This is a genomic window from Ancylobacter koreensis (genome assembly GCF_023016525.1).
Lineage (GTDB): Bacteria > Pseudomonadota > Alphaproteobacteria > Rhizobiales > Xanthobacteraceae > Ancylobacter > Ancylobacter koreensis.
In genome coordinates, this window is record NZ_JALKCG010000001.1 from 1,253,553 (window position 1) to 1,278,514 (window position 24,962).

The following is a 24,962-nucleotide window of genomic DNA, read 5'->3' on the forward strand; positions in this document are numbered from 1 at the left end:
GGCCGGATGTCCCTTCGGGGAAACTGCCGGCCGTGGAGATCGAGCCAAATGCCCAAGATGAAGACCAAGTCCGGAGCGAAGAAGCGCTTCAAGCTCTCCGGCACCGGCAAGGTGATCATGGCCCAGGCGGGCAAGCGCCACGGCATGATCAAGCGCACCAACAAGCAGATCCGCGACCAGCGTGGCACCACGGTCATGTCCGAGCGTGATGCCTTCAACGTTCGCAAGTTCTATCTGCCCAACGGCTGACGCCACCCTTAGCCAGTTCCAGGAGAGACTCCCATGGCACGTGTCAAGCGCGGCGTAACTTCCCACGCCAAGCACAAGAAAGTGCTCAAGGCGGCGAAGGGCTATTTCGGCCGCCGCAAGAATACCATCCGCGTCGCGAAGCAGGCCGTCGAGAAGGCGCAGCAGTACGCCTATCGCGACCGCAAGGTGAAGAAGCGCAATTTCCGCGCGCTCTGGATCCAGCGCATCAATGCCGCGACCCGTGAGCTCGGCTTCACCTATGGCCGATTTATCGACGGTCTCGGCAAGGCCGGGATCGAGGTCGACCGCAAGGTGCTCTCGGATATCGCCATCCATGAGCCCGCCGCCTTCGCGGCGCTGGTCGAGCAGGCCAAGGCCGCGCTGGAAAAGCAGGCCGCCTGATCTTTCCCGAACCGCCGGGACCGAAAGCTGGAAAGCCCCGCGCGCGAGCGTTGGGGCTTTTCTCGTTGGTGGCTTTGCGCGCCGCGTATGGCTCGCTATAAGCCGCCGCAGCTCATGCCTGACAACGTCATGGCCGGGCCTGTCCCAGCCATCCACGCCTTCCCCGCGCGCCGCGAAGCGGCGGAAAACGTGGATCCCCGGGCCGAGCCCGGGGATGACGCCGCTTAGTACCGAGGAGCCGTCATGTCCGTCGCCGCCCTTCCCGATCTCGCCTCGCTCGAGGCCGACCTCCTCGCCGCCATCGCCGCCGCTGCCGACGAGGCGGAGTTGGAGGCGATCCGTGTCGCCGCGCTCGGCAAGAAGGGCTCGGTCTCCGAGCTCTTGAAGAGCCTCGGCGGCATGAGCCCGGAGGAGCGCAAGAGCGCCGGCCCCGCCATCAACGGCCTGCGCGACCGGCTGAACGAGGCGCTCAGTGCCCGCCGCACTGACCTCAAGGCCGCCGCGCTGGCGAAACGCCTTGAGACCGAGCGCGTCGACGTCACGCTTCCCGTGCGCGAGACGCCCGCCGAGGCCGGCCGCCTGCACCCGATCAGCCAGGTGATCGACGAGCTCACCGCCATCTTCGCCGATATGGGCTTCTCGGTGGCGGAAGGGCCGGACATCGAGGACGATTTCCACAATTTCACCGCGCTGAACTTCCCGGAGGGACACCCGGCGCGCGAGATGCACGACACCTTCTACCTCCCCACCAAGGAGGACGGCTCGCGCCTCGTGCTGCGCACCCACACCTCGCCGGTGCAGGTGCGCACCATGCTCTCCAAGAAGCCGCCGATCCGCGTCATCTGCCCGGGCCGCACCTATCGCTCGGACAGCGACCAGACCCACACGCCGATGTTTCATCAGGTGGAGGGGCTTGTCATCGACAAGGGGTCGAATCTCGGCCACCTGAAGTGGATTCTGGAGGAGTTCTGCAAGGCGTTCTTCGAGGTGGACAATGTGAAGATGCGGTTCCGCCCGTCCTTCTTCCCCTTCACCGAGCCCTCCATGGAGGTCGACATCCAGTGCGACCGCTCGCGCCCGGGCGAAATCCGTTTCGGCGAGGGCTCCGATTGGCTGGAGATCCTCGGCTGCGGCATGGTGCACCCGAACGTGCTGCGCAATTGCGGGCTGGACCCGGACGAGTATCAGGGCTTCGCCTGGGGCATGGGCATCGACCGCATCGCCATGCTGAAGTACGGCATGCCGGACCTGCGCGCCTTCTTCGAGGCGGATGTGCGCTGGCTAGCCCATTACGGCTTCCGCCCGCTCGACTTCCCGACACTGGCGGGCGGGCTGAGCACGTGAGCAAGGCTCCCATCTGGACGGCCGAGCGGCTTGCCGCCATGGAGACGGCGCAGCTCAAGCAGCTTCTTGCCAATGCGCAGGCGCGTGGGGCCTCGGAACTGGCGGCACTCTGCGGCGAGACTCTCGCCGGGCGAGTCGGCGTGGCGAAGAAGCCAGCGACTTCCTCTTCTCCAGTGGGCAAGCGTACCGCGCGCGATGTCGTCTTGGAATTCCATTTCGTCTGCGAGAACGACCGCGGCGTTACCGCCGATGGCGAGGGCTTTTTCTGGACAGGATTGTGGATCGTGTCCGAAGACGAGGTCATCAAGAGTATGAAGGCCGGCGGCAAAGTGGCGCTGCACAGCTCGCACGCCGCGATGTCCTACCGCCAGGGCAAGATCCTCGACTACCGCAAGTCTGATCGAGACATGGTGAAGAAGCGCAATATCGGAATTGAGTTCCTTGTGGCCGCTGATGACGTCGCTCTCCCCTGGTTCGGCGATGGCACGGCCGAAAAGGGTTACAAGTGGGCCAGTGATGCGCCGAGTAACGAACAAGCAGAACGATAGGGCCGTCCGATGAAATTCTCCCTCTCCTGGCTGCGCGAGCATCTCTCCGGCGACTATGCGCTCGACGATGTGACCGGCGCGCTCAACCGTATCGGGCTGGAAGTGGAAAGCGTCGAGGACAAGGCGGCGAAGCTCAAGGGCTTCACCATCGCCTATGTCGTCTCCGCCGTTCAGCATCCGAACGCCGACAAGCTGCGCGTCTGCATGGTCGACACCGGCACCGGCGAGCCGGTGCAGGTTGTCTGCGGCGCGCCGAACGCACGCACGGGCATGAAGAGCGTGTTCTCCCCGCCCGGCACCTATATCCCCGGCAAGGACATGACGCTCGGAATCGGCAGCATCCGCGGCGTCGAGAGCCGGGGCATGCTGTGCTCGGCCGCCGAGCTGCAGCTTTCCGAGGACCATGACGGCATCATCGACCTGCCCGAAGACGCGCCGGTCGGCGCCAGCTATGTCGACTGGATCGGCCTCGACGACCCGGTGGTCGAGATTGCGGTCACGCCGAACCGCGCCGACGCGCTGGGCATCCACGGTATCGCCCGCGACCTCGCCGCCGCCGGCATCGGCACGCTGATCGAGACGCCGATTGCGCCGGTGAAGGGGCTGTATCCCTGCCCGGTCTCCGTCGCCATCGAGCCCGGCGCGCCGTGCCCGGCCTTCGCGCTGCGGCTCGTGCGCGGCGTGAAGAACGGTCCCTCGCCGGAATGGCTGCAGGCCAAGCTGCGGGCCATCGGTCTGCGTCCCATCAACGCGCTGGTCGACGTCACCAACTTCCTTACCTTCGACCGCAACCGCCCGCTGCACGTCTTCGACGCCGCCAAGGTTCACGGCAATCTCGTCGTGCGCCCGGCGAAAGACGGCGAGAGCCTGCTGGCGCTCGACGGCAAGACCTATGCGCTCGATTCCGGCATCTGCGTCATCGCCGACGACAAGGCCGTGGAATCGCTCGCCGGCGTGATGGGCGGCGAAGAATCCGGCTGCGACGAGGGCACGACCGACGTGCTCGTGGAATCGGCGCTGTGGGAGCCGATCAACATCGCCCAGACCGGCCGCCGGCTGGGGCTGAACTCCGACGCCCGCTTCCGCTTCGAGCGCGGCGTCGACCCCGCCTTCACCGTGCCGGGCGTCGAGCTGGCGACGCAGCTCATTCTCGACCTGTGCGGCGGCGAGCCCTCCGAGATCGTGCTCGCCGGTGCGATTCCGGACACCACGCGGGTGATCGACTTCCCGCTGGCGCTGACCGAAAAGCTGACCGGGCTGGTCGCCAGCGACGCCGAGCAGGTCGGGACGCTGGCCAAGCTCGGCTTCGCGGTCGAGGGCACGTCCGGCACGGTGCGCGTCACCCCGCCGAGCTGGCGCGGCGACATCGAGGGCAAGGCCGATCTGGTGGAGGAGGTCATCCGCATCGTCGGTCTCGACCGCGTGCCCTCCACGCCCTTCCCGCGCGACGAGAATGCCCGCAAGCCGGTGCTGACCACGCTCCAGCTCCGCACCCGCAAGTCGAAGCGCGCGCTGGCGGCACGCGGCCTCGTGGAAGCCGTCACCTGGTCCTTCGTGCCGAAGGCGCAGGCGGAGCTGTTCGGCGGCGGCCAGCCGGAGCTGGCGCTCGCCAACCCCATCGCCTCGGACCTCTCCGACATGCGCCCGAGCCTGCTGCCGGGCCTCGTCCGCTCGGCCCAGGCCAATGCAGATCGCGGCATTGGCGATGTCGCGCTGTTCGAGGTGGGGCAGGTATTCAAGGGTGAGCGCCCGCAGGACCAGTTCATCGCCGCCACGGCCATCCGCCGCGCCTTCGCCAAGCCGACAGGCGCGGGCCGGCACTGGGCGGGCAGGGCGACCGCCGTCGATGCTTTCGATGCCAAGGCGGATGCGCTGGCCGTGCTCGCCGCCGTCGGGGCGCCGGTCGCCAATCTCCAGATCTCGACCGACGCGCCGGGCTGGTTCCATCCCGGCCGCTCCGGCACTTTCCGCCTCGGCCCGAACGTCATCGGCCATTTCGGCGAGTTGCACCCTTCAGCGCTGGAGGCTCTCGATGCCGAAGGCCCGCTGGTCGGCTTCGAGGTGCTGCTGGACCGCGTGCCCGAGCCCAAGGCCAAGGCGACGCGGGTGAAGCCACTGCTGGAACTTTCCGCCTTCCAGCCGGTGGAGCGCGACTTCGCCTTCGTGGTCGCGCGCTCAGTCGCGGCCGGCGACATCCTCAAGGCGGCTGCCGGCGTCGACCGTAAGCTGATCACGGCGGTGAACGTGTTCGACGTCTATGAGGGGCCGGGGATCGACGCCGACGCCAAGTCGGTGGCGCTCTCGGTCACATTGCAGCCGCGCGAGAAGACACTGACCGACGCCGAGATCGAGGCGGTGGCGGGCCGGATCGTCGCCGAAGTCACCCGCAAGACCGGCGCGACGCTGCGCGGCTGAGGCGGGACGCCTCGGCGCCCCGACGGCGGGTTTTCGGCCTTACGCCGGCCCGCCGAGCAGCGCGAGCGCACGGCCGGCGGCCGCCTCGCCCGAGGTCCACGCGGCGCTGAGCGTGCCCCAGCCGGCTACCGGCACATATTCGCCGGCGAGGAAGATGCGGTTCTGCACCGCATCGGCGAAGACGCGGCGCTGGCCGCCCTGTCCGGGCGAGGCCGCCACCAGCGCGCCGCGGATCAGCGGATCGGTGCCCCAGCGCGAGCAGACCACTTCGCTCACGCGCTCCGCCGCAAGGCCGAAATTGAGGCTCAGATAATCGCGCGCGAGCCTCAGCGCCGAGGCTTCGCCCTTCTCGGCGATCTCGCGCGCCAGCGCGTCGGCGAAGGTCAACACATGCAGGTCCGAGCCGCCGATCCGGCCGCGCAGCAGCGCGGCGGGTGCCCTGCCGGCCCTGGCAAGCACCGCCTCGTTCGGCTGCAGCCCGAGCGGATTGCCCGGCAGCAGGAAGGCGGCCTGTTCCAGCGCGCCGGCGGGCAGGGCGCGCAGGGCATTCGTCAAGCGCGCGGGCAGCACCGGGTTGAAGCGCAGCGCGCCCGCCGCCAGCACGGGCGCAGGCACGGCGAGTACGATGGCGCGGGCGCGGATCGGCGTGCGCTGGCCACGGACCGTGATGGAATGGAAGCGCCCGCTATTGGTGATCAGCGTCACCGGCGTGTCGGTGCGGGCGTCGAGCTTCGCGCCCAGCGCCTCGATGAGCGCACCCACGCCGCCGGGCGCGGTCAGGTCGTCGACCGGGGCGTCGCGCTGCGACAGGTCGAGCGCGGAAAGAGTCGGCAGCGCGCGCCCGCAGCTGAGCGGTCCAAGAAGCTGAAGGACCGTCGCGGTCCAGATATCGGGCGGCAAGGGTGCCGACGAAGCCGGGGCGGGCGGCGCGGCGGTCAATGGCACCGAGGCCGCGACGTCCTTGCCGCCGTCGACCGCCGCCAGCATGTCGCGCCGCGCCTTGCCAAGCGCGGCGGTGAAGGCATCATAGGCGCTCTCCCGCGCCTCGTGGCCATCGACGAACAGCCGGCGGCCGGAGGGAAGGGGCGCGAGGGCGAGGCCATCCGCCTGCGCGCCGGCCGCCAGCGTGGCGCCGGTGCGGGAAAAGCCGCCGGCGCCGAGGTCGACATTCATGCCGAAGGCCGTCCGCGTCCGCGCCCGCCCGCCGAGCGTCGGGCCCGCCTCCAGCAGCACATAGGAGCGGCCGGAAGCAGCGACGCGGCGCGCCGCCGCGATGCCGGCTGCGCCCCCGCCGACGATGGCGACATCGACGTCGGACGGCAGGGCTGAAGCGGCCGGCCCGCCCGACTGGGCGAGCGCGGGTAGCGGCAGCAGCGCGGCGGAGGAGGCGGCGAGGAAGCGGCGGCGCGTCAGCGAGCCGGGAGGGAACGGCGGTCGGATCATGCGGCGAACTCGGAGAGGATGGCGCCACGCTAGCACGCCGGGGCGGGAGGGCGAAGCCGGGGCGACCCGGCGGCGTCCCAAGCCACGGCACCGGTATGCGAATCATGCTTTGTTCACGTTGGAACGAATCGCGACTCGTCAAGCGGCACGTAAAAAGCAAGCGCCGAATCGGCGTTGTTTCCAGTGGATGATGCGCGCGCCTTGAGGTGGCCGCCCGCCCGCCTTACCTAGAGGGCGACGAATGGGGAGCCTCATGCTGCGCGACGCCTTCACCGCCTTCGCCGAGACCTTTTCGGCGGCCTATCGCCCCGTGCTGCTGCGCTCCATCGGTCTCGCCGTGGGCCTGCTGATCGTGCTCGGCATTGGCGCGCACTACGCGCTCACCTATTTCGTGGCGCTCGACTGGCAGTGGGCGCAGATCACCGTCGACATCATCGCCGCCTTCGGCATCCTCATCGGCGCCGTCTTCCTGGTGCCGCCGGTGACCTCGCTGGTCGCCGGCCTGTTCGTCGACGACGTGGCGGCGCAGGTGGAGCGCACGGCGTTCCCCGGCGAGCCGGAAGGCCGGCCGCTGCCCGTCGGCCGCTCGCTGGTGCTGACGCTCCGCTTCTTCGGCGTCACGCTGGCGGTGAACCTTGTCGCGCTGCTCCTGCTGCTGGTGCCGGGCGTCAATCTCGTCGTGTTCTACGTCGCCAACGCCTATCTGCTCGGCCGCGAATATTTCCAGTTCGCGGCGCTGCGCTATCGCGGCGAGGACGAGGCGGCGCTGATGCGCCGGCATTACTCGGGCACCGTGTTCTTCGGCGGGCTGATCATCGCGGCCATCGTGTCGGTGCCGATTCTCAACCTCGTGACGCCGATCTTCGCCACGCTCTTCATGGTGCGGCTGCACAAGCGCCTGTCGCTTCGCGCCGATTAAGCGCCAAGCTCAGGCCGGCGTCTTTTCCGGCCAGCGGCACAGATCCGCGATCAGGCAGCGCGGGCAGTCCGGCTTCAGGGCCTTGCAGACGTAGCGCCCGTGCAGGATCAGCCAGTGATGGGCGTGAAGCTTGAAGCGGTCGGGAATGACGCGCTCAAGCCCCAGCTCAACCTCCAGCGGGTTCTTGCCGGGCGCCAGGCCGGTGCGATTGGCGACGCGGAACAGATGGGTGTCGACCGCGATGGTCGGCAGGCCGAAGGCGATGTTGAGCACCACATTCGCCGTCTTGCGCCCGACACCGGGCAGGGCCTCCAGCGCCGCACGGTCGGGCGGCACTTCGCCGCCGTGCTCGGCAATGAGCCGGCGCGAGAGTTCGACGACGTTCTTCGCCTTGCCGCGATAGAGGCCGAGCGTGCGGATATGGGCGGCGACGCCCTCCTCGCCGAGCGCGACCATCTTCTCCGGCGTCGGCGCGTCCTTGAACAGCCCGCGCGTCGCCTTGTTCACCCCGGTGTCGGTCGCCTGCGCCGACAGCACTACGGCGACCAGCAGCGTGAAGGGGTCGTGATATTCGAGTTCGCCTTCGGGTTCCGGGTTGGCCGCTTCGAAGCGCGAAAACGCCGCCTCGACCTCCGCTTCGCTCCACGCGCGGAAGGCGCCGCCCATGGCGGCGGCGGCCGCATTGGCGACCGCGCGGCGGCGGGCCGGGCGCGCCTGCGCCTGCTCGACCAGCGTCGCGGCGGCCTTGCTCTTGGCGCGCAGCTTCGCGGCCGGCTTGGCGGCCTTCACGGCGGCCTTGCCGCCCTTGCTCGCGGGCGTATTACGCCGCGACGAATCCTTGTCCCCGTCAGCCATTTTTGACCTATAATGCGGGCCCATGAACGCTGCCAAGACTGCCGAGCACCCCGGCGAGGAATGTGCCGCCGAGCCGACGCTTCTTTCGGTGCGCTACCAGCCGCACCGCTCGCTGAACCAGCGCGGCTTCATGATCGTCATGTTCATCGTCGCGGGCATCAGCTTCGTCTGCGGTGTCGCCTTCCTGATGATGGGCGCCTGGCCGGTCTTCGGGATGTTCGGGCTCGACGTGCTGGCGATCTGGCTGGCCTTCCGGCTGAATTTCCGTTCCGCCCGCGCCTGTGAGGAAATCCTCGTCACGCCCAGCCTCATCCGCTTGCGCCATGTCACGGCAGACGGCACGGTGTTCGAGGAGGAGCTGAACCCTTTGTGGACGCGGCTCAACCGCGAACTGCACGAGGATTTCGGCCTGCAACGCCTGACGCTGGAGATGCGAGGGCGCCCCTATGTGATCGGCGGCTTCCTGCACACCGCCCAGCGCGAGGAACTCGCCGACAACCTCGCCCTGGCGCTTGCCGAGGCCAAGCGCGGCGTTGCCCGCTCGGCCTTCTGAGTGCCCGCGTCGAAATCGGGTGGCTGGCGTTCATGGGGCATGATCGGATGGCGTCCAGCAGGAGGAGAAAGCCCGTGCTCGCCCCAAATCTCGACGCCGCCCATCCGCTTGAGATCGCCGCCGCCGATTATGAGATCGTCCGGCGGGCGGTCGAATATGTGAATCTGCGCTTCCGCGACCAGCCCGAGGTCGAGGAGATCGCCCGCGCCGCCGGGGTGCATCCGCGCGCGCTGACCGATCTGTTCCGCCGCTGGTGCGGGCTGACCCCGAAGGACTTCCTGCAGGCGGTGACGATCGACGCCGCCCGCCGCGTGCTGTCGGAATCCGACAATGTGCTCGACGCCGCCTATGAACTCGGCCTTTCCGGTCCCGGCCGGTTGCACGATCTCTTCGTGGTGCACGAATCCATGTCGCCCGGCGAGTGGAAGACCGGCGGCGCCGGTCTCGTCGTGCGTTACGGCTTCCACGCCTCGCAGTTTGGCAAGGCGCTCGCCATGGTCACGCCGCGCGGTCTGTGCGGCCTCGCCTTCGCCGACGACGGCGAGGAGGACAAGGCGCTCGCCGACATGCGCCGGCGCTGGCCGAACGCCATCTATATCGAGGACCCGCTGGCGACCGGCCCTTACGCGGCGCGCATCTTCGACCGCGGCACCTGGAGCCCGGACGATCCGCTGCGCATCGTCTTCATCGGCACCGATTTCGAGGTGAAGGTGTGGGAGACGCTGATGCGCATCCCGCTCGGCAAGGCCACCACCTATTCCAGCATCGCGAGCTGCGTCGAGAAGCCGAAGGCGGCGCGCGCCATCGGCGCGGCGGTGGGCAAGAACCCGATGTCCTTCGTGGTGCCGTGCCATCGCGTGCTCGGCAAGAACGGCGATCTCACCGGCTATCACTGGGGCCTGACCCGCAAGCGGGCGATCCTCGGCTGGGAGGCGGGGCAGATCACCGGAGCGCGGTGAGGGACTCCGCCGCGCCTACCGGCCCCCGGCGGCGGCGAGCGGCCGGGGCGCCTCGCGCAGCGGGAAGATCACGTCATAGGCCCAGTTGAACAGGAAGGCGTAAACGAGGAAGAAGCCCGCCAGCGCGAGGTCCATCAGGAAGGCCTCGACAAGCCCCATGTCGAGATACCAGGCGACGAAGGGCACCAGCACCGCCACAAGGCCGATCTCGAACAGCACCGCATGCGCCACGCGTAAGGCGAGCGTCTTGCGCACCGAGCCGCGCAGCCGCGCCAGCGCGTGGTCGAAGCCGAGATTGAACAGGTAGTTCCAGCTCGCCGCGATGAGTGCGGCGCCCGCGCCCACGGCTCCCATGTCGATCATCGGCACGCCGAACACCCACGCCCCGAGCGGGGTGATGATCGACAGGGCGATGATCTCGAAGCTGACGACGTGGCGGATGCGGTCGGCGGTGCCGCGCATGACGGTCTTCCCTTCACTGTCGGGCCGTCCCGGATGCGCTCCCGGAACGGGGGAAGCCGTCTTCACGTCGCTCATATGGGTCCGCTCTCGCCGCTGGCAAGTCAGCGGGTCGATCCGCCGCGTCAGCCGGCCAGGTCGACCACGCTCTCCACGGTGGAATCGGCCTTCAGCCGGTAGATCACCGGCGCGCCGGTGGCCAACTCACGCTTCATGATGCTCTCGGGCGTGTGCTTCTCCAGCACCATGATGAGCGCGCGCAGCGAATTGCCGTGCGCGGCCACCAGCACCCGGTTGCCCTGCAGCACCTTGGGCAGGATCTCGGTGACGTAATAGGGCAGGGTGCGCGCCACCGTGTCCTTCAGGCTTTCGCCGCCGGGCGGAGGCACGTCGTAGGAACGGCGCCACACATGCACCTGCTCCTCGCCCCATCTGGCGCGGGCATCGTCCTTGTTGAGGCCGGAGAGGTCGCCATAGTCGCGCTCGTTCAGCGCGATGTCCTTCACCACGGGCAGGTCGCTCTGGCCGAGTTCGCCGAGGGCGAGGGTCAGCGTCTTCTGCGCACGCGACAGGTTGGAGGTGAAGGCGATGTCGAACTGGTAGCCCTCGGCCTTCAGCCGCGTGCCGGCCTTCAGCGCCTCCTCGACGCCGAGCGCCGTGAGGTCCGGGTCGCGCCAGCCGGTGAACAGGTTCTTCAGGTTCCACTCGCTCTGGCCGTGGCGGACGAGCACGAGGAGGCGTTCGGTCATCGGGTCGGTCTCCGTTCGGTCAGAAGTCGTTGAGGCCCAGCACGTCGGTCATCGAATAGAGGCCGGGCTTGCGCCCGCGCGCCCAGCGGGCGGCGGCCAGCGCGCCGCGCGCGAAGATGCCGCGATCCTCCGAGCGGTGGCCGAGCTCGATGCGCTCGCCGGCGCCGGCGAAGATCACATTGTGCTCACCCACCACCGTGCCGCCGCGCAGCGTGGCGAAGCCGATGTCACCGGCCTTGCGCGGCCCGGTGACGCCGTGACGGGTGAACACGCCGTTCTCCTCCAGCGTCACGCCGCGCCCCTGCGCGGCCGCCTCGCCCAGCAGCAGCGCGGTGCCGGAGGGCGCGTCGATCTTGCGGTTGTGGTGCATCTCCACCACCTCGATATCGAAATTGTCGTCGAGCGCGCGCGCCACGCGCCGCACCACGGCGGCCAGCACGTTCACGCCGAGGCTCATATTCCCCGACTTCACGATGGCGGCATGGCGCGCGGCGGCGGCGATCTTCGCGTCCTCCTCCGGCGAGAAACCGGTGGTGCCGATCACATGCACGATCCTCGCCTGCGCGGCGAAGGCGGCATAGGCGACGGTGGCGGCGGGAATGGTGAAGTCGATCACGCCGTCGGCGGCGGCGAACAGGGTCAGCGGGTCGTCGGAGACCTTGACGCCAAGCGGCGGCAGCCCGGCGAGCTCGCCGGCGTCGCGGCCGAGGAAGTCGCTGCCGGGCTGGTCGACAGCGCCGACCAGCAGGAGGTCCGGCGCCTCGGCGATGGTTTGGATCAGCACACGGCCCATACGGCCCGATGCCCCGACGACGACTAGCCGCATCTGCGTCATGGAAGCTGAACTCCTCAAGCTTGGCGCGGTATAGCGGCCTTCCCGTGCCACGAAAAGTGCGCGATCGTCTTACATTCTTCGCGTAGCGTGGGCGTCGCGCTTGACGCCTGCGGCGCGTGGCTGTACAGGTCGCGCAACTTTACGAAGGAAGGGCGCTCCGATGCGCAAGAAAATTATCCTTATCGTAGGACGGCGCGTCGCCGCGGAGCTTGCCTGACGGCTGCTCCGCCTAACGGTGACGCGCGGAAAATGGCCCCTGACGGGGCCTTTTGATTTTCTGGACCTTCTTTCCGACCAAACGAACGACGAGTGTAAAAGGAACAAGACCATGTTGCGCGAGATGACCGGCGCCGAAATGGTGATGCAGGCGCTGATCGACCAGGGCGTCGAGCACATGTTCGGCTATCCCGGCGGCGCCGTGCTGCCGATCTACGATGCCATGTTCCACCAGAATCAGGTGAAGCACATCCTCGTGCGCCACGAACAGGGCGCGGTGCACATGGCGGAGGGCTATGCCCGTTCCTCCGGCAAGGTCGGCGTCGTTCTCGTGACCTCGGGTCCCGGTGCCACCAACGCCGTCACCGGCCTCACCGATGCGCTGCTGGATTCGATCCCGCTGGTCTGCATCACCGGCCAGGTGCCGACCCATCTCATTGGCTCGGACGCCTTCCAGGAGTGCGACACGGTCGGCATCACCCGCCCCTGCACCAAGCACAACTACCTCGTCCGCGACATCAACGACCTCGCCCGCGTCATGCACGAGGCGTTCTACGTCGCCCAGAACGGGCGTCCGGGCCCTGTCGTCGTCGACATCCCGAAGGACGTGCAGTTCGCCCGCGGCACCTATGTCGGGCCGGAGAATATCCAGCACCGCACCTATCAGCCGCGCCTGAAGGGCGACCCGGAGAAGATCCGCACGGCGGTCGAGATGCTGGCCAAGGCCAAGCGGCCGATCCTCTACACCGGCGGCGGCGTCATCAATTCCGGCCCCGAGGCGAGCCGGCTGCTGCGCGAATTCGCCCGCCTGTCCGGCTATCCCGTCACCTCGACGCTGATGGGCCTCGGCGCTTTCCCGGCCTCCGACAAGCAGTGGCTGGGCATGCTCGGCATGCACGGCACCTATGAGGCGAACATGGCGATGCATGACTGCGACGTCATGGTCTGCATCGGCGCGCGCTTCGACGACCGCATCACCGGCCGCGTCGACGCCTTCTCGCCAAACTCGAAGAAGATCCACATCGATATCGACCCGTCCTCGATCAACAAGAACATCAAGGTCGACCTTCCGATCATCGGCGACGTCAAGCACGTGCTGGAGGACATCCTCACCGTCTGGCGCGGCATGAAGGCCGAGCCCGACCGGCAGGCGCTCGCCTCATGGTGGGGGCAGATCGACCGCTGGCGCGCCCGCAAGTCGCTCTCCTTCAAGACGTCGGACCGCATCATCAAGCCGCAGCAGGCGATCAAGGCGCTGTACGATCAGGTGAAGGACAAGGACGTCTACATCACCACCGAGGTCGGCCAGCACCAGATGTGGGCGGCGCAGCACTTCCACTTCGAGGAGCCGAACCGCTGGATGACCTCCGGCGGCCTCGGCACCATGGGCTACGGCCTGCCCGCCGCCATCGGCGCGCAGGTGGCCCACCCCGACAGCCTCGTCATCGACATTGCCGGCGAAGCCTCGATCCAGATGTGCCTGCAGGAAATGTCGACCGCGCTGCAGTTCAACCTGCCGGTCAAGATCTTCGTGCTCAACAACGAGTATATGGGCATGGTGCGCCAGTGGCAGGACCTGCTGCATGGCGGGCGCTATTCGCACTCCTATTCGGAATCGCTGCCGGACTTCGTAAAGCTGGCCGAGGCCTATGGCGGCGTCGGCATCCGCTGCTCGAACCCGGCCGATCTCGACGGTGCCATTCACGAGATGATCAGCGTCAACCGGCCGGTGCTGTTCGACTGCCTCGTCGACAAGATGGAGAACTGCCTGCCGATGATCCCGTCGGGCAAGCCGCACAACGAGATGATCCTGCCCGACAATGCGGAGGCGCTCGACGAGGCCATCGACGAGGAAGGCAAGATGCTGGTGTGACGGGGCGTCCGTCGCCGTCGCCTCCTTTCCCTCATCCCCGGGCTTGACCCGGGGGCCCAGCGTCTCGGTGCGGCCGAGTTCTGGGCGGCCGGGTCAAGCCCGGCCATGAGGAAGGATGGTTGTTCCGCTTTTCAGCTGCCCGCTTTTCAGAGTGCCCCATGCCTCCCGTCAACGAGCCCGCCGAACGCCACACCCTCTCCATGCTGGTCGACAACGAGCCGGGCGTGCTTGCCCGCATCGTCGGCCTGTTTTCCGGGCGCGGCTACAATATCGACAGCCTGACCGTCTCGGAGGTCAGCCACGCCTCGCATCTCTCGCGCATCACCGTGGTGACGACGGGGGCGCCGCCGATCATCGAGCAGATCAAGAGCCAGCTCGACCGGCTGGTGCCGGTGCACCGGGTGGTCGACCTCACCGTGGTCGGCAAGGCGGTGGAGCGCGAGCTCGCGCTCATCAAGGTGCGCGGCAAGGGCGAGATCCGGCAGGAGGCGCTGCTGATCGCCGACAGCTTCCGCGCCCGCACCGTCGACACCACACTGGAGAGCTTCGTGTTCGAGATCACCGGCAAGCCGGAGAAGGTTGACCAGTTCGTCTCGCTGCTGGAGCCGCTCGGCCTCGTCGAGGTCTCGCGCACCGGCGTCGCTGCCATCGGGCGCGGTCCGGACGGCATGTGAGACGAGGCGCGGCGCTCGGCCCGCCGCGCGGAACGCTCAGCCGGCGAAGCCGCCGGCTTCGAGGAAGGCGTGCTCCTCGTCCGAGGAGGCGCGCCCGAGCACCGGGTTGCGGTGCGGGAAGCGGCCGAAGTCGCGGATGATGTCGCGGTGGACGACGGCGTGGTGCACGCCCTCGTCATCGTCGGAGGCCTCGCACAGCGCGACGCAGCGCTCCTGGTCCGCCAGTTCCTCCGAATGCATGAACGGCATGTAAATGAAGCGCCGCTCCGGCAGCTCGAAGGTGCGGTCGAAACCGCGTTCGACCGCCCGGTCCGCGATCGCGCGCGCCGCCTCGTCGGTGGCGAAGGCGCGCGGCGAGCCGCGGAACAGGTTGCGCGGGAACTGGTCGAGCAGCAGGATCAGCGCGTAGCTGCCCTCCGCCGTCTCCTGCCAGCCGTCGAGCTGCCCGGCGGCGGCCGCTTCATAGGCCGCGAGGAAGCGCGCGTGGATCGCCGCGTCGAACGCGTCGTCCTTCTCGAACCATTTCGTAGGTCCGGCCTCGCGCCAGAAGGTGAGGATGTCGGCGGGGCTGGGCAGTTCGCTCATGGCGCGTCTCCGTCGGCGGGTGGGGTCGGCAGGACGCTGACGGAGATAGCCCGCCCGGCCGAAATGTCGAGGGCCGGGCAGACCGCCGCCGTCTTTGCTTGCACCGGCCGGCGGGCTCCTGTACACGGAACCGTAACGTACGGTACGGACGGTTTCCGCTCGAATGACCACGCAGATCGACCTGCAAGGCGAGACGCTGACGGAGCGGCAGCAGGCCGTTCTCGACGCCGTGCTCGCGCTGATGGTCGAGCGCGGCGGCGATGTCACCATGACGGCGGTGGCGCGCCGCGCGAGTTGCTCGAAGGAAAGCCTCTACAAATGGTTCGGCGACCGTGACGGGTTGCTCAGCGCCACCGTGCGCTGGCAGGCCTCCAAGGTGCGCGCCGGCAATTACGATCGCCAGACGCTCGATATACTCGCGCTGCGCGACAGCCTCATCCGCTTCGCCGCCAACTGGCTCGGCGTCATCTCCAGCCCCACCTCCATCGCCCTCAACCGCTTCGCCATCGCGCAGGCCGGTGCCGGCGGCAGCAATCTCGGCGCCATCATGCTGGCGAACGGGCGCTTCGCTATCGGCGAGCGGCTGAAGCCGCTGCTGGACGCCGGCCGGGAGGCCGGCCTGCTCGACTTTGACGACACCGAGACCGCCTTCCGCAGTTTCATCGGCCTTGTCGGCCGGGATGTGCAGATCCGCCTTCTGCTCGGCGACGCGCTCGACCTGCCGCCGGCCGGCATCGAGCGCGACGCCGCGCGGGCCACCGACCAGTTTCTCACCCTCCACGGCACGGAAAAGACGCGCCGGGGCAAGATCAACGCGTGAATCAAGGAGACTCCCATGCGCGTTTATTACGATCGCGACGCCGACGTTAACCTCATCAAGGGCAAGAAGGTCGCCATTATCGGCTATGGCAGCCAGGGCCGCGCCCACGCGCTGAACCTCAAGGAATCCGGCGTCAAGGAACTCGCCGTCGGCCTGAAGCCGGGCTCGGCGACCGCCAAGAAGGTCGAGGCCGACGGCCTCAAGGTGATGACCGTCGCCGAGGCGGCCAAGTGGGCCGACCTGATGATGATGGCCACCCCGGACGAACTGCAGGGCGACATCTACAAGAACGAGATCGCCCCCAACATCCGCGACGGCGCGGCGATCGCCTTCGCCCACGGCCTCAACGTGCATTTCGGCCTGATCGAGCCGAAGTCCACCGTCGACGTGCTCATGGTCGCCCCCAAGGGTCCCGGCCACACCGTGCGCGGCGAATACCTGAAGGGCGGCGGCGTGCCCTGCCTCGTGGCCGTGCATCAGGACGCCTCGGGCAACGCGCTCGACCTCGGCCTCAGCTACGCCTCGGGCGTCGGCGGCGGCCGCTCGGGCATCATCGAGACCACCTTCAAGGAAGAGTGCGAGACCGACCTGTTCGGCGAGCAGGTGGTGCTGTGCGGCGGCCTCGTCGAGCTGATCCGCGCCGGCTTCGAGACGCTGGTGGAAGCCGGCTACGCCCCGGAGATGGCCTATTTCGAGTGCCTGCACGAAGTGAAGCTGATCGTCGACCTCATCTATGAGGGCGGCATCGCCAACATGAACTACTCGATCTCCAACACCGCCGAGTGGGGCGAGTACGTCTCCGGCCCCCGCATCATCACCGCCGAGACCAAGGCGGAGATGAAGCGTGTGCTCACCGACATCCAGACCGGCAAGTTCACCTCGGAATGGATGCAGGAATACAAGGCCGGCGCCGCCCGCTTCAAGGGCATCCGCCGCGTCAACGACGCCCACCAGATCGAGGAAGTCGGCGCCAAGCTGCGCGGCATGATGCCCTGGATTGAGAAGAACAAGCTCGTCGACAAGGCGAAGAACTGAGCTAGTTAACAAAATCTAACCCGCTCCGGACGCAGGTAACGACTCATTAACGTTATCGTTAATAGCTCTCGTCTATGGTCGGCTACTCGATTGGAGTTGGCAGCATGGGCGAGACGGACGACTTCGAGTGGGACGACGACAAGGATGCGGCGAACCGTGCCAAGCACGGTTTGCCGCTCCGCCTGGGCGAGTTCGTCTTCGACGGGCGATCGCGCTTCGAGCGTTCTTCGCCCAAGCTTGTGGCCGGCGAACCCCGTTTCGAGGCGATGGCCGCCGTGGCGGGGCGTGTTATATTGTGTGTCTTCGTCTGGAGAGGGTGCAAACGGCGCCTTATATCCGTGAGACGAGTCCACCGGAGCGAAAGACGTGTCTTCGCACAAGCCCTCGAAGGAAGCTGAACGTCTGCTGCGCGGTTTCGACTGGTCGAAGGTCGATGCGCTGACGGATGAGCAGATCATCGCGGCAGCGAAGGCCGATCCCGACAGTTCATTGCCCACCGAGGTCGAACTCGCCGAATTCGATCTTGTGCTTCCCGCCAAGGCGCGGCGGGAGAGGGCGGCGGAGAAGGCACGGGCCGAGCAGGCCGGCGAGGACAAGCCACCCAAGGAAGCCGCCGAATAGGCGAGCACGAAAAAGGGCGACCCGAGGGTCGCCCTTTCCGTTTCCAGGGTGTTTCGCCCTTGACTGAAAGTCGGGGGCTCCGGGGTGTCGGGGCCGACGTTACCGAGAAAACGCAAGCGCCTTCAATCGACGAGCATTCTCAATAACCTAGCGCCTTCATCGCGGCGGCGCCGGGAGCCAGCAACAGCAGGGCCCACAGCATGGCGGAGGCGATGTTGGCGATCTGGAAGCGCGTCTGCGGCATGGCGAACATGCCGGCGATAAGCGGGATCACCGCCCGCAGCGGGCCGAAGAAGCGGCCGATGAACACGCTCCACGTGCCGAAGCGGAAGAAGAACCGCTCCCCGCGCTCCATCAGCGCCGGGTAGAGCCGCAGCGGCCAGACGTGGCGGGCGCGGTCCTTGAAATGGAAGCCGAACCAGTAGGACACCGCGTCGCCCAGCGCGGCGCCGAGGGTTGCCGCCACCCATACCGGCAGGAAGGGCGCGCCGCCCGCCTCGATCAGCGCGCCGAGCCCCACCATCACGAAGGTGGCGGGGAAGAACAGCGAGATTACCGCGAGGGATTCGCCGAAGGCGAGGATGAAGGCGATCCATGGCGCCCAATAAGCGTGGGCCTCGACGAAATCGAGCACCTGCCTTGCATAGGCTTCAAGCTCCACCGCGTGCCCTCACAGCCGGTCGCGCAGGGCGTAGTAGCTCATGCCGGCCACCAGCAGCGGCCAGCGCATCAGCGGCCCGCCGGGGAAGGCGGGCACCGGCAGCCGCGCCAGCAGGTCGAACTCGCCGAGCTGGCCCTTCACCGCCTGCGCTAGCAGCCGGCCGAAATAGGGCGCCAGCATCACGCCTTGACCGGAATAGCCGGCGGCGGTCAGCACGCGCGGCGACAATTTCCGCACGAAGGGCATGCGGGTCATGGTGATGCCGAGAATGCCGCCCCAGCCATAGTCGATGCGGGCATCGGCGAGCTGCGGGAATATCTTGAGCATATAGGGCCGCACGAAGTCGCCGGGGTTCGGCCGCAGCCCGCGCCGGTAGCTCTCGCCGCCGCCGAACAGCAGCCGCCCGTCGCCAGAGAGGCGATAGTAATTGACCACGAAGCGGCTGTCGGCCACCGCCGCGTCGTTGGAGATGATCTCGCGCGCCCGCGCGCCCAGCGGCTCGGTGGCGGCGATGTAATTGCAGATCGGCATCACATGGGTGTCGACGCGCCGGTCGAGCCCGTCCTGCAGCCCATCGCCGCATTCGAGCACGAAATCCGCCTCCACCGCGCCGGCGGCGGTGACGACGCGCACCTTCGCGCCTTCCTCGATGCGCAGCGCGCGCGAGCGTTCGAACAGCCGGGCGCCGGCACCGGCCGCCGCCCGCGCGAGGCCGAGCGCGAGGTTGAGCGGGTGCAGATGGCCGCCGCCATGGTCGATCATGCCGCCGTAATAGGCGTCCGAGCCGACCATCGCGCGCAGTTCCTCGCGCGAGAGTGGCGCGGCGTGGGGATAGTCGTAGACCTCGTTCAGCTTGCGGGCATAGGCGTGGGAATGGGCGACATAGGCCGGCTTGTGGTCGGCGATGACGAGGCCGGGGCGCAGGTCGCAGTCGATGGCATGACGCGCGATGAGGTCGTGCAGCAGCGCCTTGGCGTCTTCCGCCAGCCGCCACAGGGCCTTGGCGTCGTCGAGCCCGACATGGGCTTCCAGCCAGTCCTGGTCGCGGCGCTGGCCGGTGTGAATCTGCCCGCCATTGCGGCCCGAGGCGCCGGAGCCGACGCGCCCGGCCTCCAGCAGCACCACGTCGAGCCCCGCCTCGGCCAGATGCAGCGCCGCGGACAGGCCGGTATAGCCGCCGCCGATGACGCAGACATCGGCACGCACCGTGCCGGCAAGCGAGGGAAAAGCGGGCAGGGGGTGCGCGGTCGCCGCGTACCAGCTCGCGGGATGGTCGGTTTCAACTGACATGCGCGGCTATCCTAGCCCACCCTTCAGCGCCGCGCGAAGAGGCGTTCGATATCGGCCAGTGCCAGGGTGACGAAAGTGGGCCGGCCGTGGTTGCACTGGGCAGCGTTCGGCGTCGCCTCCATCTCGCGCAGCAGGGCGTTCATTTCCTCGACGCGCAGGCGGCGGCCGGCACGCACCGAGCCGTGGCAGGCCATGGTGGCGGCGATGTGCAGCAGCCGGCGCTCCAGCGGCAGCGCGTCGTCCCATTCCGCCGCGTGCTCGGCGAGTTCGCGGAGCAAAGCGGTGACGTCCGCGTCGCCGAGCAGGGCGGGCACCTCGCGCACCAGCAGCGCGCCGGGCCCGAAGGGCTCGATGACAAGGCCGAGCTTTTCCAAGGCGTTCGCCCGTTCCGCAAGCCGGCCGGCCTCGGACGGGTCGAGCTCGACGACGAGCGGCACGAGCAGCATCTGACGGGCGAGGCCGTCGCGCTCCATGGCGGCTTTCAGCTTCTCGTAGACGATGCGCTCATGGGCGGCGTGCTGGTCGACCACCACCACGCCGTCGGCGGTCTGGGCGATGATGTAGGTGGCGTGAAGCTGGGCGCGGGCGGCGCCGAGCGGGCGCTCCATCAGGTCGGGCGCGGCCGGGGCGGCATTGGCGCGGGCATCCGCGCCGGGCGCGAGGGCGAGACCGAGACCGGGCGCGCCCGTGCCGCCGAAATCGAAGTCAAAGCCCCGGGATTTCTCATGAAATCCCGGAATGTCTCCGCCCGGCGCCCCGGCAGGGCGGTGTTGGCTGTCAGGGACATTTGGGTGAGACAGGTGGGACACGCCGCCTGACCCCTCCGGCGCGGCCCAGGAGCGGGTCCAGTCATAGTTCCCCGGACGCGGCTCGGCGCGGTAGCCGGCGAAATCGGGGCGGGCGAACTGCGCCAGCTTCTCCGCCGCCGTCGAGGCGGTTCGCGGCACGGCGAGGGCCAGCGCGTCGGTGAGCGTGCGCACGATCAGCGCGCGCACATTGCCTGCGTCGCGGAAGCGCACCTCGGTCTTGGCCGGGTGCACGTTCACGTCCACCTCGCGTGGATCGAGGTCGAGGAACAGCGCCGTCACGGGGTGGCGGTCGGAGGGCAGCAGGTCGGCGTAAGCCGCGCGGATGGCGCCGATCAGCACCTTGTCGCGCACTGGCCGTCCGTTGACGAAGAGGTATTGCGACAGCGAATTGGCCTTGGCGTAGGTCGGCAGGCCGGCGAGGCCGGAGAGCCGGGCACCCTCGCGCAGGCCGTCAATGTCGAGCGCGTTGGCGCCGACCTCGTGGCCGAGCACGTCGGCGATGCGCGCGCGCCGGCCGGCCGCATCGTCCGCGCGTGCCGGCCAGGTGACGGGCGCGCGCTCGTCGGTGACAAGGGTGAAGCCGACCTCGGGGCGGGCCAGCGCGAGGCGCTTCACCGCATCGACCGCCGCCGCCGTCTCGGCGCGCTCGGATTTCAGGAATTTCAGCCGTGCCGGCGTGGCGAAGAAAAGGTCGCGCACCTCGACGCGGGTGCCGAAGCCGAGCGCGGCGGGCTTCACCGGCCCCTTCGCGCCGCCCTCGACACGGATTTCATGGGCGGTCTCGGCGCCTTTCGTCCGGCTGGTGATGGAGAGCCGCGCCACCGCGCCGATGGAGGGCAGCGCCTCGCCGCGAAAACCCAGCGTGTGGATGGCGAGCAGGTCCTCGCTGTCGAGCTTGGAGGTGGCGTGGCGCTCGACCGCGAGGGCGAGCTCGCCCGCGTCCATGCCGCAGCCGTCGTCGGTGACGCGCATCAGGCGGCGCCCGCCGCCGTCGATGACGATCTCGATGCGCCGGGCCCCGGCGTCGAGCGCGTTCTCGACGATCTCCTTCAGCGCCGCCGCCGGGCGCTCCACCACCTCGCCCGCAGCGATGCGGTCGACGAGGGTGGAGGGGAGCAGGCGCAGCGGCATGGAGGTCTCGATTCGGGGCGGCGACGGCGCCGACTATAGCAGGGCAGGCAAGCGAACGCCGCCTGGTCGGGCTGGCCCGGTCCCCTTCCCGTGGGGGAGAGGGTTGGGGTGAGGGGGCTTCGCCGCTCCGCAACGGTGCCGCCCCTCACCGACCCGCTGCGCGGGCCACCTCTCCCCGACGGGGAGAGGGAGAGCTCGGGGCGGTGACCTCCACGTTTGCCGTCATCCCGGACGGCTGCAGGCCGATCCGGGATCGCGCAAACGTTGGAGAGCGATCCCGGCTCTCCGCTTCGCTCCGGCCGGGATGACGGCGAGGGGGCGGGGCCGGGATGGCGGGGCCGGGATGGGCCGGACGAAGGCGGCGGCGCCCCGCGACGGTTCCCGGCGCTCGGCCGGGACGACGGGGATGTCGATCCCCTACGCTTCCGCCGCCGCCATGCGCTCGGCCTTCTGGCGCTCCATCTCCTGCCGCTTGGTCATGACCGAGGCGATGATGACCACGACCGTGACGATGGCGATGAGGATGGTGCAGGCGGCGTTGATCTCCGGCGTCACGCCGAGGCGCACCTGAGAATAGATGCGCATGGGCAGCGTGGTGGCGCCGGGGCCGGTGGTGAAGCTGGCGATCACCAGATCGTCGAGCGACAGGGTGAAGGCCAGCATCCAGCCCGACACCACCGCCGGCAGGATGATCGGCAAAGTGATGACGAAGAAGGTGCGGAACGGCGTGCAGCCGAGATCGAGCGCCGCCTCCTCCAGCGAGCGGTCGAAGGTGACGAGGCGCGACTGCACCACCACCGAGACAAAGCACAGCGTGAAGGTGATGTGCGCCAGCGTGATGGTCCAGAAGCCGCGGTCGAGGCCGACGGCGACGAAGAGCAGCAGCAGCGACAGGCCGGTGATCACCTCCGGCATGACCAGCGGGGCGTAGACCATGCCGGAGAACAGCGTGCGGCCGAGGAAGCGGCCGTAGCGCGTCAGGGTGATCGCCGCCATGGTGCCGAGCACGGTGGCGACGGTCGCCGTGAGGAAGGCGACGCGCAGCGTCACCCAGGCGGCGTCGAGAAGCTGCTCGTTCTGGAAGAGCTGCCAGTACCAGTGGGTGGAGAAGCCGGCCCACACCGTCACCAGCCGCGAGGCGTTGAAGGAGTAGATCACCAGCAGCACGATCGGGATGTAGAGAAAGGCGAAGCCGAGCGCGATCGAGGTGACGTTGAACCAGGAGAGACCCTTGCGCATCTACCTTCCCTCCACTTCGCGGGCTTGCAGGTTCTGGTAGAAGACGATCGGTATCACCAGCACCATCAGCAGCAGCACCGCCACCGCCGACGAGACGGTCCAGGAGCGGTTCACCGAGAACTCGGTCCACAGCACCTTGCCGATCATCAGCGTGTCCGAGCCGCCGAGCAGGTCGGGGATGACGAATTCGCCCACCGCCGGGATGAAGCACAGAAGGCAGCCGGCAAAGACGCCCGGCAGCGAGAGCGGCCAGGTGATTTTCCAGAAGGCTGCGAAGGGCGGGCAGCCGAGGTCCGCAGCGGCTTCCAGCAGCGTCTCGTCCATCTTCTCCAGCGCCGAATAGAGCGGCAGGATCATGAAGGGCAGGTAGGAATAGACGATGCCGATATAGACCGCCGTGTCGGTGGCGAGGATCTGCAGCGGCGCATCCGGGCTGATGATGCCGAGCGCGATGAGAAGCTGGTTGAGCAGGCCTTCGGGCGAAAGGATGCCGATCCACGCATAAACGCGGATCAGGAACGAGGTCCAGAACGGCAGGATCACCAGCATCAGCAGGGTCGGGCGGATCGATTTCGGCGCCCGCGCCATGCCGTAGGCGATGGGATAGCCCACCAGCAGCAGCAGGATGGTGGAGATGCCGGCGATCCAGAGGCTGGAGCCATAGGCCTCGATGAACTCGTTGTCCCAGGAGAGAACGTAGCCGTAATTCTCGAAGGAGAGCTCGCCGAAGGCGTCCTTGAACGCCGCCCAGCCTTCCGACAGGTCGAAGGTCGGAAGATAAGGCGGCTGGGCGATGGCGTCCTGCGACAGGCTGATCTTGAAGACGATCAGGAACGGCACCAGGAACAGCGCCAGCAGCCAGAGATAGGGAATGGTGACGACCAGCCAGCGTCCGGATGATCTCGCCCCCGACTTCACCGCCATGGACGCCTCCTCAGCGGGTCAGGATCACGCCGGCATCCGGCGTGAAGGAGACATAGACCTTGTCTTCCCAGGTGATGGGACGCTCGACCATGCGCGTCAGGTTGGGCTTGGCCGCCTTCACCCGCGTGCCGTTCGGCAGCTCGACATGGTAGATCGACAGGTCGCCGAGATAGCCGATGTCCCAGATCGTGCCGGTGAGGCAGTTCACGTTGGGGTCGGCCGGCGGATCGAGCTCGACGCGCAGCTTCTCCGGCCGCAGCGCCAGCGCCACGCTCTCGCCGACCTTCGCCTCGCATTCCTGCGTCGCGGTCAGCTTCATGCCGGGCGCCGCCTCGGCCTCCAGCGTGACGAGGCCCGGCGCCAGCGCCGTCACCTTGGCGTCGAGTATGTTCACGTCGCCGACGAAATCGGCCACGTAGCGCGAATTGGGCTGCTCGTAGATCACCGCCGGCGGGGCGACCTGCACCAGCTTGCCGTGGTTCATCACCGCGATGCGGTCGGCCACCGTCATCGCCTCTTCCTGATCGTGCGTGACGATCAGGAAGGTCATGCCGAGCTCCATCTGGATGTCCATGAGCTCGAACTGGGTCTCCTCGCGCAGCTTCTTGTCGAGCGCGCCGAGCGGCTCGTCGAGCAGCAGCACCTTGGGGCGCTTGGCGAGCGAGCGGGCAAGCGCGACGCGCTGGCGCTGGCCGCCGGAGAGCTGGTGCGGCTTGCGTTTGGCGAACTTCTCCAGCTTGACGAGCTTGAGCATCTCCTCGACGCGGGCGGCGACGGCGCCCTTCTCCATGCGGTCCTGCCGCAGGCCGAAGGCGATGTTGTCCCACACGCTCATATGCGGGAACAGCGCGTAGGACTGGAACATCATGTTGGTCTGCCGCTTGTAGGGCGGCGTGCCGACGAGGTCCTGACCGGCCAGCGTGATCTGGCCCTCGGTCGGCTCCTCGAAGCCGGCGAGCATGCGCATCAGCGTGGTCTTGCCGCAGCCGGACGGACCCAGCAGGGCGAAGAACTCGCGCTCGTAAATGTCGAGGGACAGGTTGTCGACGGCGGTGAATTCGCCGAAGCGCTTGGTCACGTTCTGGTAGCGGATCAGCGGGACGGCCTGCGGGTCGTTCCAGGGAGCGAATGTGCGGCGGATGCCGCCGACGGTCTTCTGCGTCTTCTCGGCGACGCCGGTGCTCATGCTGACTGGTTCCCGTTGCCCGCCGGCTTGTCGCCGGCCCCTGCACTGACGCTAACCGGCTTCTCATGACGGCTCAACGGCACAATGCGAACAATTTTACCATGCACCGGAAAGGGGCAGCGACGCAGCGCCTTGACGGCCGGGAGGGGGCCGTGATTGCCTCGCGAG

Annotated in this window: 26 protein-coding genes; 14 read left to right on the plus strand and 12 right to left on the minus strand. The window is 68.2% G+C overall.

Annotation, left to right across the window (positions count from 1 at the left end):
* Positions 1-48 precede the first annotated feature (48 nt).
* The 5 genes from rpmI to pheT all read left to right on the plus strand — a co-directional run bounded on the left by rpmI (position 49) and on the right by pheT (position 4,958).
* A complete protein-coding gene (gene rpmI, locus MWN33_RS05785) occupies positions 49-249 on the plus strand; it encodes a 50S ribosomal protein L35 (protein ID WP_152304301.1) in 201 nt (66 codons plus the stop codon).
* A gap of 33 nt (positions 250-282) precedes the next feature.
* Complete coding sequence (gene rplT / locus MWN33_RS05790; RefSeq protein ID WP_013165152.1) at positions 283-651, plus strand: 50S ribosomal protein L20; 369 nt, start codon at positions 283-285, stop codon at positions 649-651.
* Positions 652-894: 243 nt separating this feature from the next.
* Positions 895-1,995: a phenylalanine--tRNA ligase subunit alpha gene (gene pheS / locus MWN33_RS05795; protein WP_247199476.1), complete on the plus strand. Its 1,101-nt coding sequence runs from the start codon at positions 895-897 to the stop codon at positions 1,993-1,995.
* Positions 1,992-2,543 (plus strand): hypothetical protein, encoded by a 552-nt coding sequence (locus MWN33_RS05800; protein ID WP_247199477.1) that lies wholly within the window; start codon positions 1,992-1,994, stop codon positions 2,541-2,543. The genes pheS and MWN33_RS05800 overlap by 4 nt, the downstream gene beginning before the upstream one ends.
* Before the next feature lie 9 nt (positions 2,544-2,552).
* Positions 2,553-4,958: a phenylalanine--tRNA ligase subunit beta gene (pheT, locus tag MWN33_RS05805; protein WP_247199478.1), complete on the plus strand. Its 2,406-nt coding sequence runs from the start codon at positions 2,553-2,555 to the stop codon at positions 4,956-4,958.
* Between the two features lie 39 nt (positions 4,959-4,997).
* Here the strand turns inward: pheT and MWN33_RS05810 are convergent, their stop codons facing one another.
* On the minus strand, positions 4,998-6,401 hold the full coding sequence (locus MWN33_RS05810) for a flavin monoamine oxidase family protein (protein WP_247199479.1): 1,404 nt from the start codon (positions 6,399-6,401) through the stop codon (positions 4,998-5,000).
* Positions 6,402-6,654: 253 nt separating this feature from the next.
* Between MWN33_RS05810 and MWN33_RS05815 the strand changes: the two genes are divergently transcribed.
* Complete coding sequence (locus MWN33_RS05815; protein WP_247199800.1) at positions 6,655-7,320, plus strand: sulfate transporter family protein; 666 nt, start codon at positions 6,655-6,657, stop codon at positions 7,318-7,320.
* 9 nt (positions 7,321-7,329) lie between these two features.
* Here the strand turns inward: MWN33_RS05815 and nth are convergent, their stop codons facing one another.
* Positions 7,330-8,175, minus strand: coding sequence for an endonuclease III (gene nth, locus MWN33_RS05820; RefSeq protein ID WP_247199480.1), 846 nt, complete (start codon positions 8,173-8,175; stop codon positions 7,330-7,332).
* A gap of 22 nt (positions 8,176-8,197) precedes the next feature.
* Here nth and MWN33_RS05825 point away from each other — a divergent pair, with 22 nt between their 5' ends.
* A complete protein-coding gene (locus MWN33_RS05825) occupies positions 8,198-8,728 on the plus strand; it encodes a DUF2244 domain-containing protein (RefSeq protein WP_247199481.1) in 531 nt (176 codons plus the stop codon).
* Positions 8,729-8,802: 74 nt separating this feature from the next.
* Positions 8,803-9,687, plus strand: a complete 885-nt coding sequence (locus MWN33_RS05830; RefSeq protein ID WP_247199482.1) for a methylated-DNA--[protein]-cysteine S-methyltransferase — start codon at positions 8,803-8,805, stop codon at positions 9,685-9,687.
* Positions 9,688-9,702: 15 nt separating this feature from the next.
* Here MWN33_RS05830 and MWN33_RS05835 read toward each other — a convergent pair whose 3' ends face one another.
* The 3 genes from MWN33_RS05835 to dapB form a co-directional block, all read right to left on the minus strand.
* Positions 9,703-10,149 (minus strand): PACE efflux transporter, encoded by a 447-nt coding sequence (locus tag MWN33_RS05835; RefSeq protein WP_247199483.1) that lies wholly within the window; start codon positions 10,147-10,149, stop codon positions 9,703-9,705.
* A 122-nt stretch (positions 10,150-10,271) separates the two neighbouring features.
* A complete protein-coding gene (locus MWN33_RS05840; RefSeq protein ID WP_247199484.1) occupies positions 10,272-10,895 on the minus strand; it encodes a 2,3-bisphosphoglycerate-dependent phosphoglycerate mutase in 624 nt (207 codons plus the stop codon).
* A 19-nt stretch (positions 10,896-10,914) separates the two neighbouring features.
* Positions 10,915-11,730 carry a 4-hydroxy-tetrahydrodipicolinate reductase gene (gene dapB, locus MWN33_RS05845; RefSeq protein WP_247199485.1) on the minus strand — a complete coding sequence of 272 codons (816 nt, stop codon included), beginning with the start codon at positions 11,728-11,730 and terminating at the stop codon, positions 10,915-10,917.
* Positions 11,731-12,058: 328 nt separating this feature from the next.
* On the opposite strand from dapB, the gene MWN33_RS05850 reads away from it, so the two are divergent.
* Together MWN33_RS05850 and ilvN are read left to right on the plus strand one after the other, a co-directional pair.
* Positions 12,059-13,819 (plus strand): acetolactate synthase 3 large subunit, encoded by a 1,761-nt coding sequence (locus tag MWN33_RS05850; RefSeq protein ID WP_247199486.1) that lies wholly within the window; start codon positions 12,059-12,061, stop codon positions 13,817-13,819.
* A 158-nt stretch (positions 13,820-13,977) separates the two neighbouring features.
* Complete coding sequence (gene ilvN, locus MWN33_RS05855) at positions 13,978-14,493, plus strand: acetolactate synthase small subunit (RefSeq protein WP_247199487.1); 516 nt, start codon at positions 13,978-13,980, stop codon at positions 14,491-14,493.
* Between the two features lie 36 nt (positions 14,494-14,529).
* On the opposite strand, the gene MWN33_RS05860 is transcribed toward ilvN, so the two are convergent.
* Complete coding sequence (locus tag MWN33_RS05860; protein WP_247199488.1) at positions 14,530-15,078, minus strand: DUF924 family protein; 549 nt, start codon at positions 15,076-15,078, stop codon at positions 14,530-14,532.
* Positions 15,079-15,241: 163 nt separating this feature from the next.
* On the opposite strand from MWN33_RS05860, the gene MWN33_RS05865 reads away from it, so the two are divergent.
* The 4 genes from MWN33_RS05865 to MWN33_RS05880 all read left to right on the plus strand — a co-directional run bounded on the left by MWN33_RS05865 (position 15,242) and on the right by MWN33_RS05880 (position 17,554).
* Entirely contained in the window at positions 15,242-15,898 is a 657-nt protein-coding gene (locus tag MWN33_RS05865; RefSeq protein ID WP_247199489.1) for a TetR/AcrR family transcriptional regulator C-terminal domain-containing protein, read from the plus strand.
* Positions 15,899-15,913: 15 nt separating this feature from the next.
* Positions 15,914-16,933 carry a ketol-acid reductoisomerase gene (gene ilvC, locus MWN33_RS05870; RefSeq protein ID WP_152304313.1) on the plus strand — a complete coding sequence of 340 codons (1,020 nt, stop codon included), beginning with the start codon at positions 15,914-15,916 and terminating at the stop codon, positions 16,931-16,933.
* 104 nt (positions 16,934-17,037) lie between these two features.
* On the plus strand, positions 17,038-17,331 hold the full coding sequence (locus MWN33_RS05875) for a BrnT family toxin (RefSeq protein ID WP_247199490.1): 294 nt from the start codon (positions 17,038-17,040) through the stop codon (positions 17,329-17,331).
* Positions 17,300-17,554, plus strand: a complete 255-nt coding sequence (locus MWN33_RS05880) for a hypothetical protein (protein ID WP_247199491.1) — start codon at positions 17,300-17,302, stop codon at positions 17,552-17,554. The genes MWN33_RS05875 and MWN33_RS05880 overlap by 32 nt, the downstream gene beginning before the upstream one ends.
* A gap of 139 nt (positions 17,555-17,693) precedes the next feature.
* On the opposite strand, the gene MWN33_RS05885 is transcribed toward MWN33_RS05880, so the two are convergent.
* The 6 genes from MWN33_RS05885 to MWN33_RS05910 all read right to left on the minus strand — a co-directional run bounded on the left by MWN33_RS05885 (position 17,694) and on the right by MWN33_RS05910 (position 24,794).
* Entirely contained in the window at positions 17,694-18,215 is a 522-nt protein-coding gene (locus MWN33_RS05885) for a DedA family protein (RefSeq protein ID WP_247199492.1), read from the minus strand.
* A 9-nt stretch (positions 18,216-18,224) separates the two neighbouring features.
* On the minus strand, positions 18,225-19,505 hold the full coding sequence (locus MWN33_RS05890; RefSeq protein WP_247199493.1) for an NAD(P)/FAD-dependent oxidoreductase: 1,281 nt from the start codon (positions 19,503-19,505) through the stop codon (positions 18,225-18,227).
* Between the two features lie 23 nt (positions 19,506-19,528).
* Positions 19,529-21,445, minus strand: a complete 1,917-nt coding sequence (mutL, locus tag MWN33_RS05895; RefSeq protein ID WP_247199494.1) for a DNA mismatch repair endonuclease MutL — start codon at positions 21,443-21,445, stop codon at positions 19,529-19,531.
* A 417-nt stretch (positions 21,446-21,862) separates the two neighbouring features.
* Positions 21,863-22,684 carry an ABC transporter permease subunit gene (locus MWN33_RS05900; protein WP_247199495.1) on the minus strand — a complete coding sequence of 274 codons (822 nt, stop codon included), beginning with the start codon at positions 22,682-22,684 and terminating at the stop codon, positions 21,863-21,865.
* Positions 22,685-23,608, minus strand: coding sequence for an ABC transporter permease (locus MWN33_RS05905; protein ID WP_247199496.1), 924 nt, complete (start codon positions 23,606-23,608; stop codon positions 22,685-22,687).
* 10 nt (positions 23,609-23,618) lie between these two features.
* Positions 23,619-24,794, minus strand: a complete 1,176-nt coding sequence (locus tag MWN33_RS05910) for an ABC transporter ATP-binding protein (protein WP_247199497.1) — start codon at positions 24,792-24,794, stop codon at positions 23,619-23,621.
* Between the last annotated feature and the right edge of the window lie 168 nt (positions 24,795-24,962).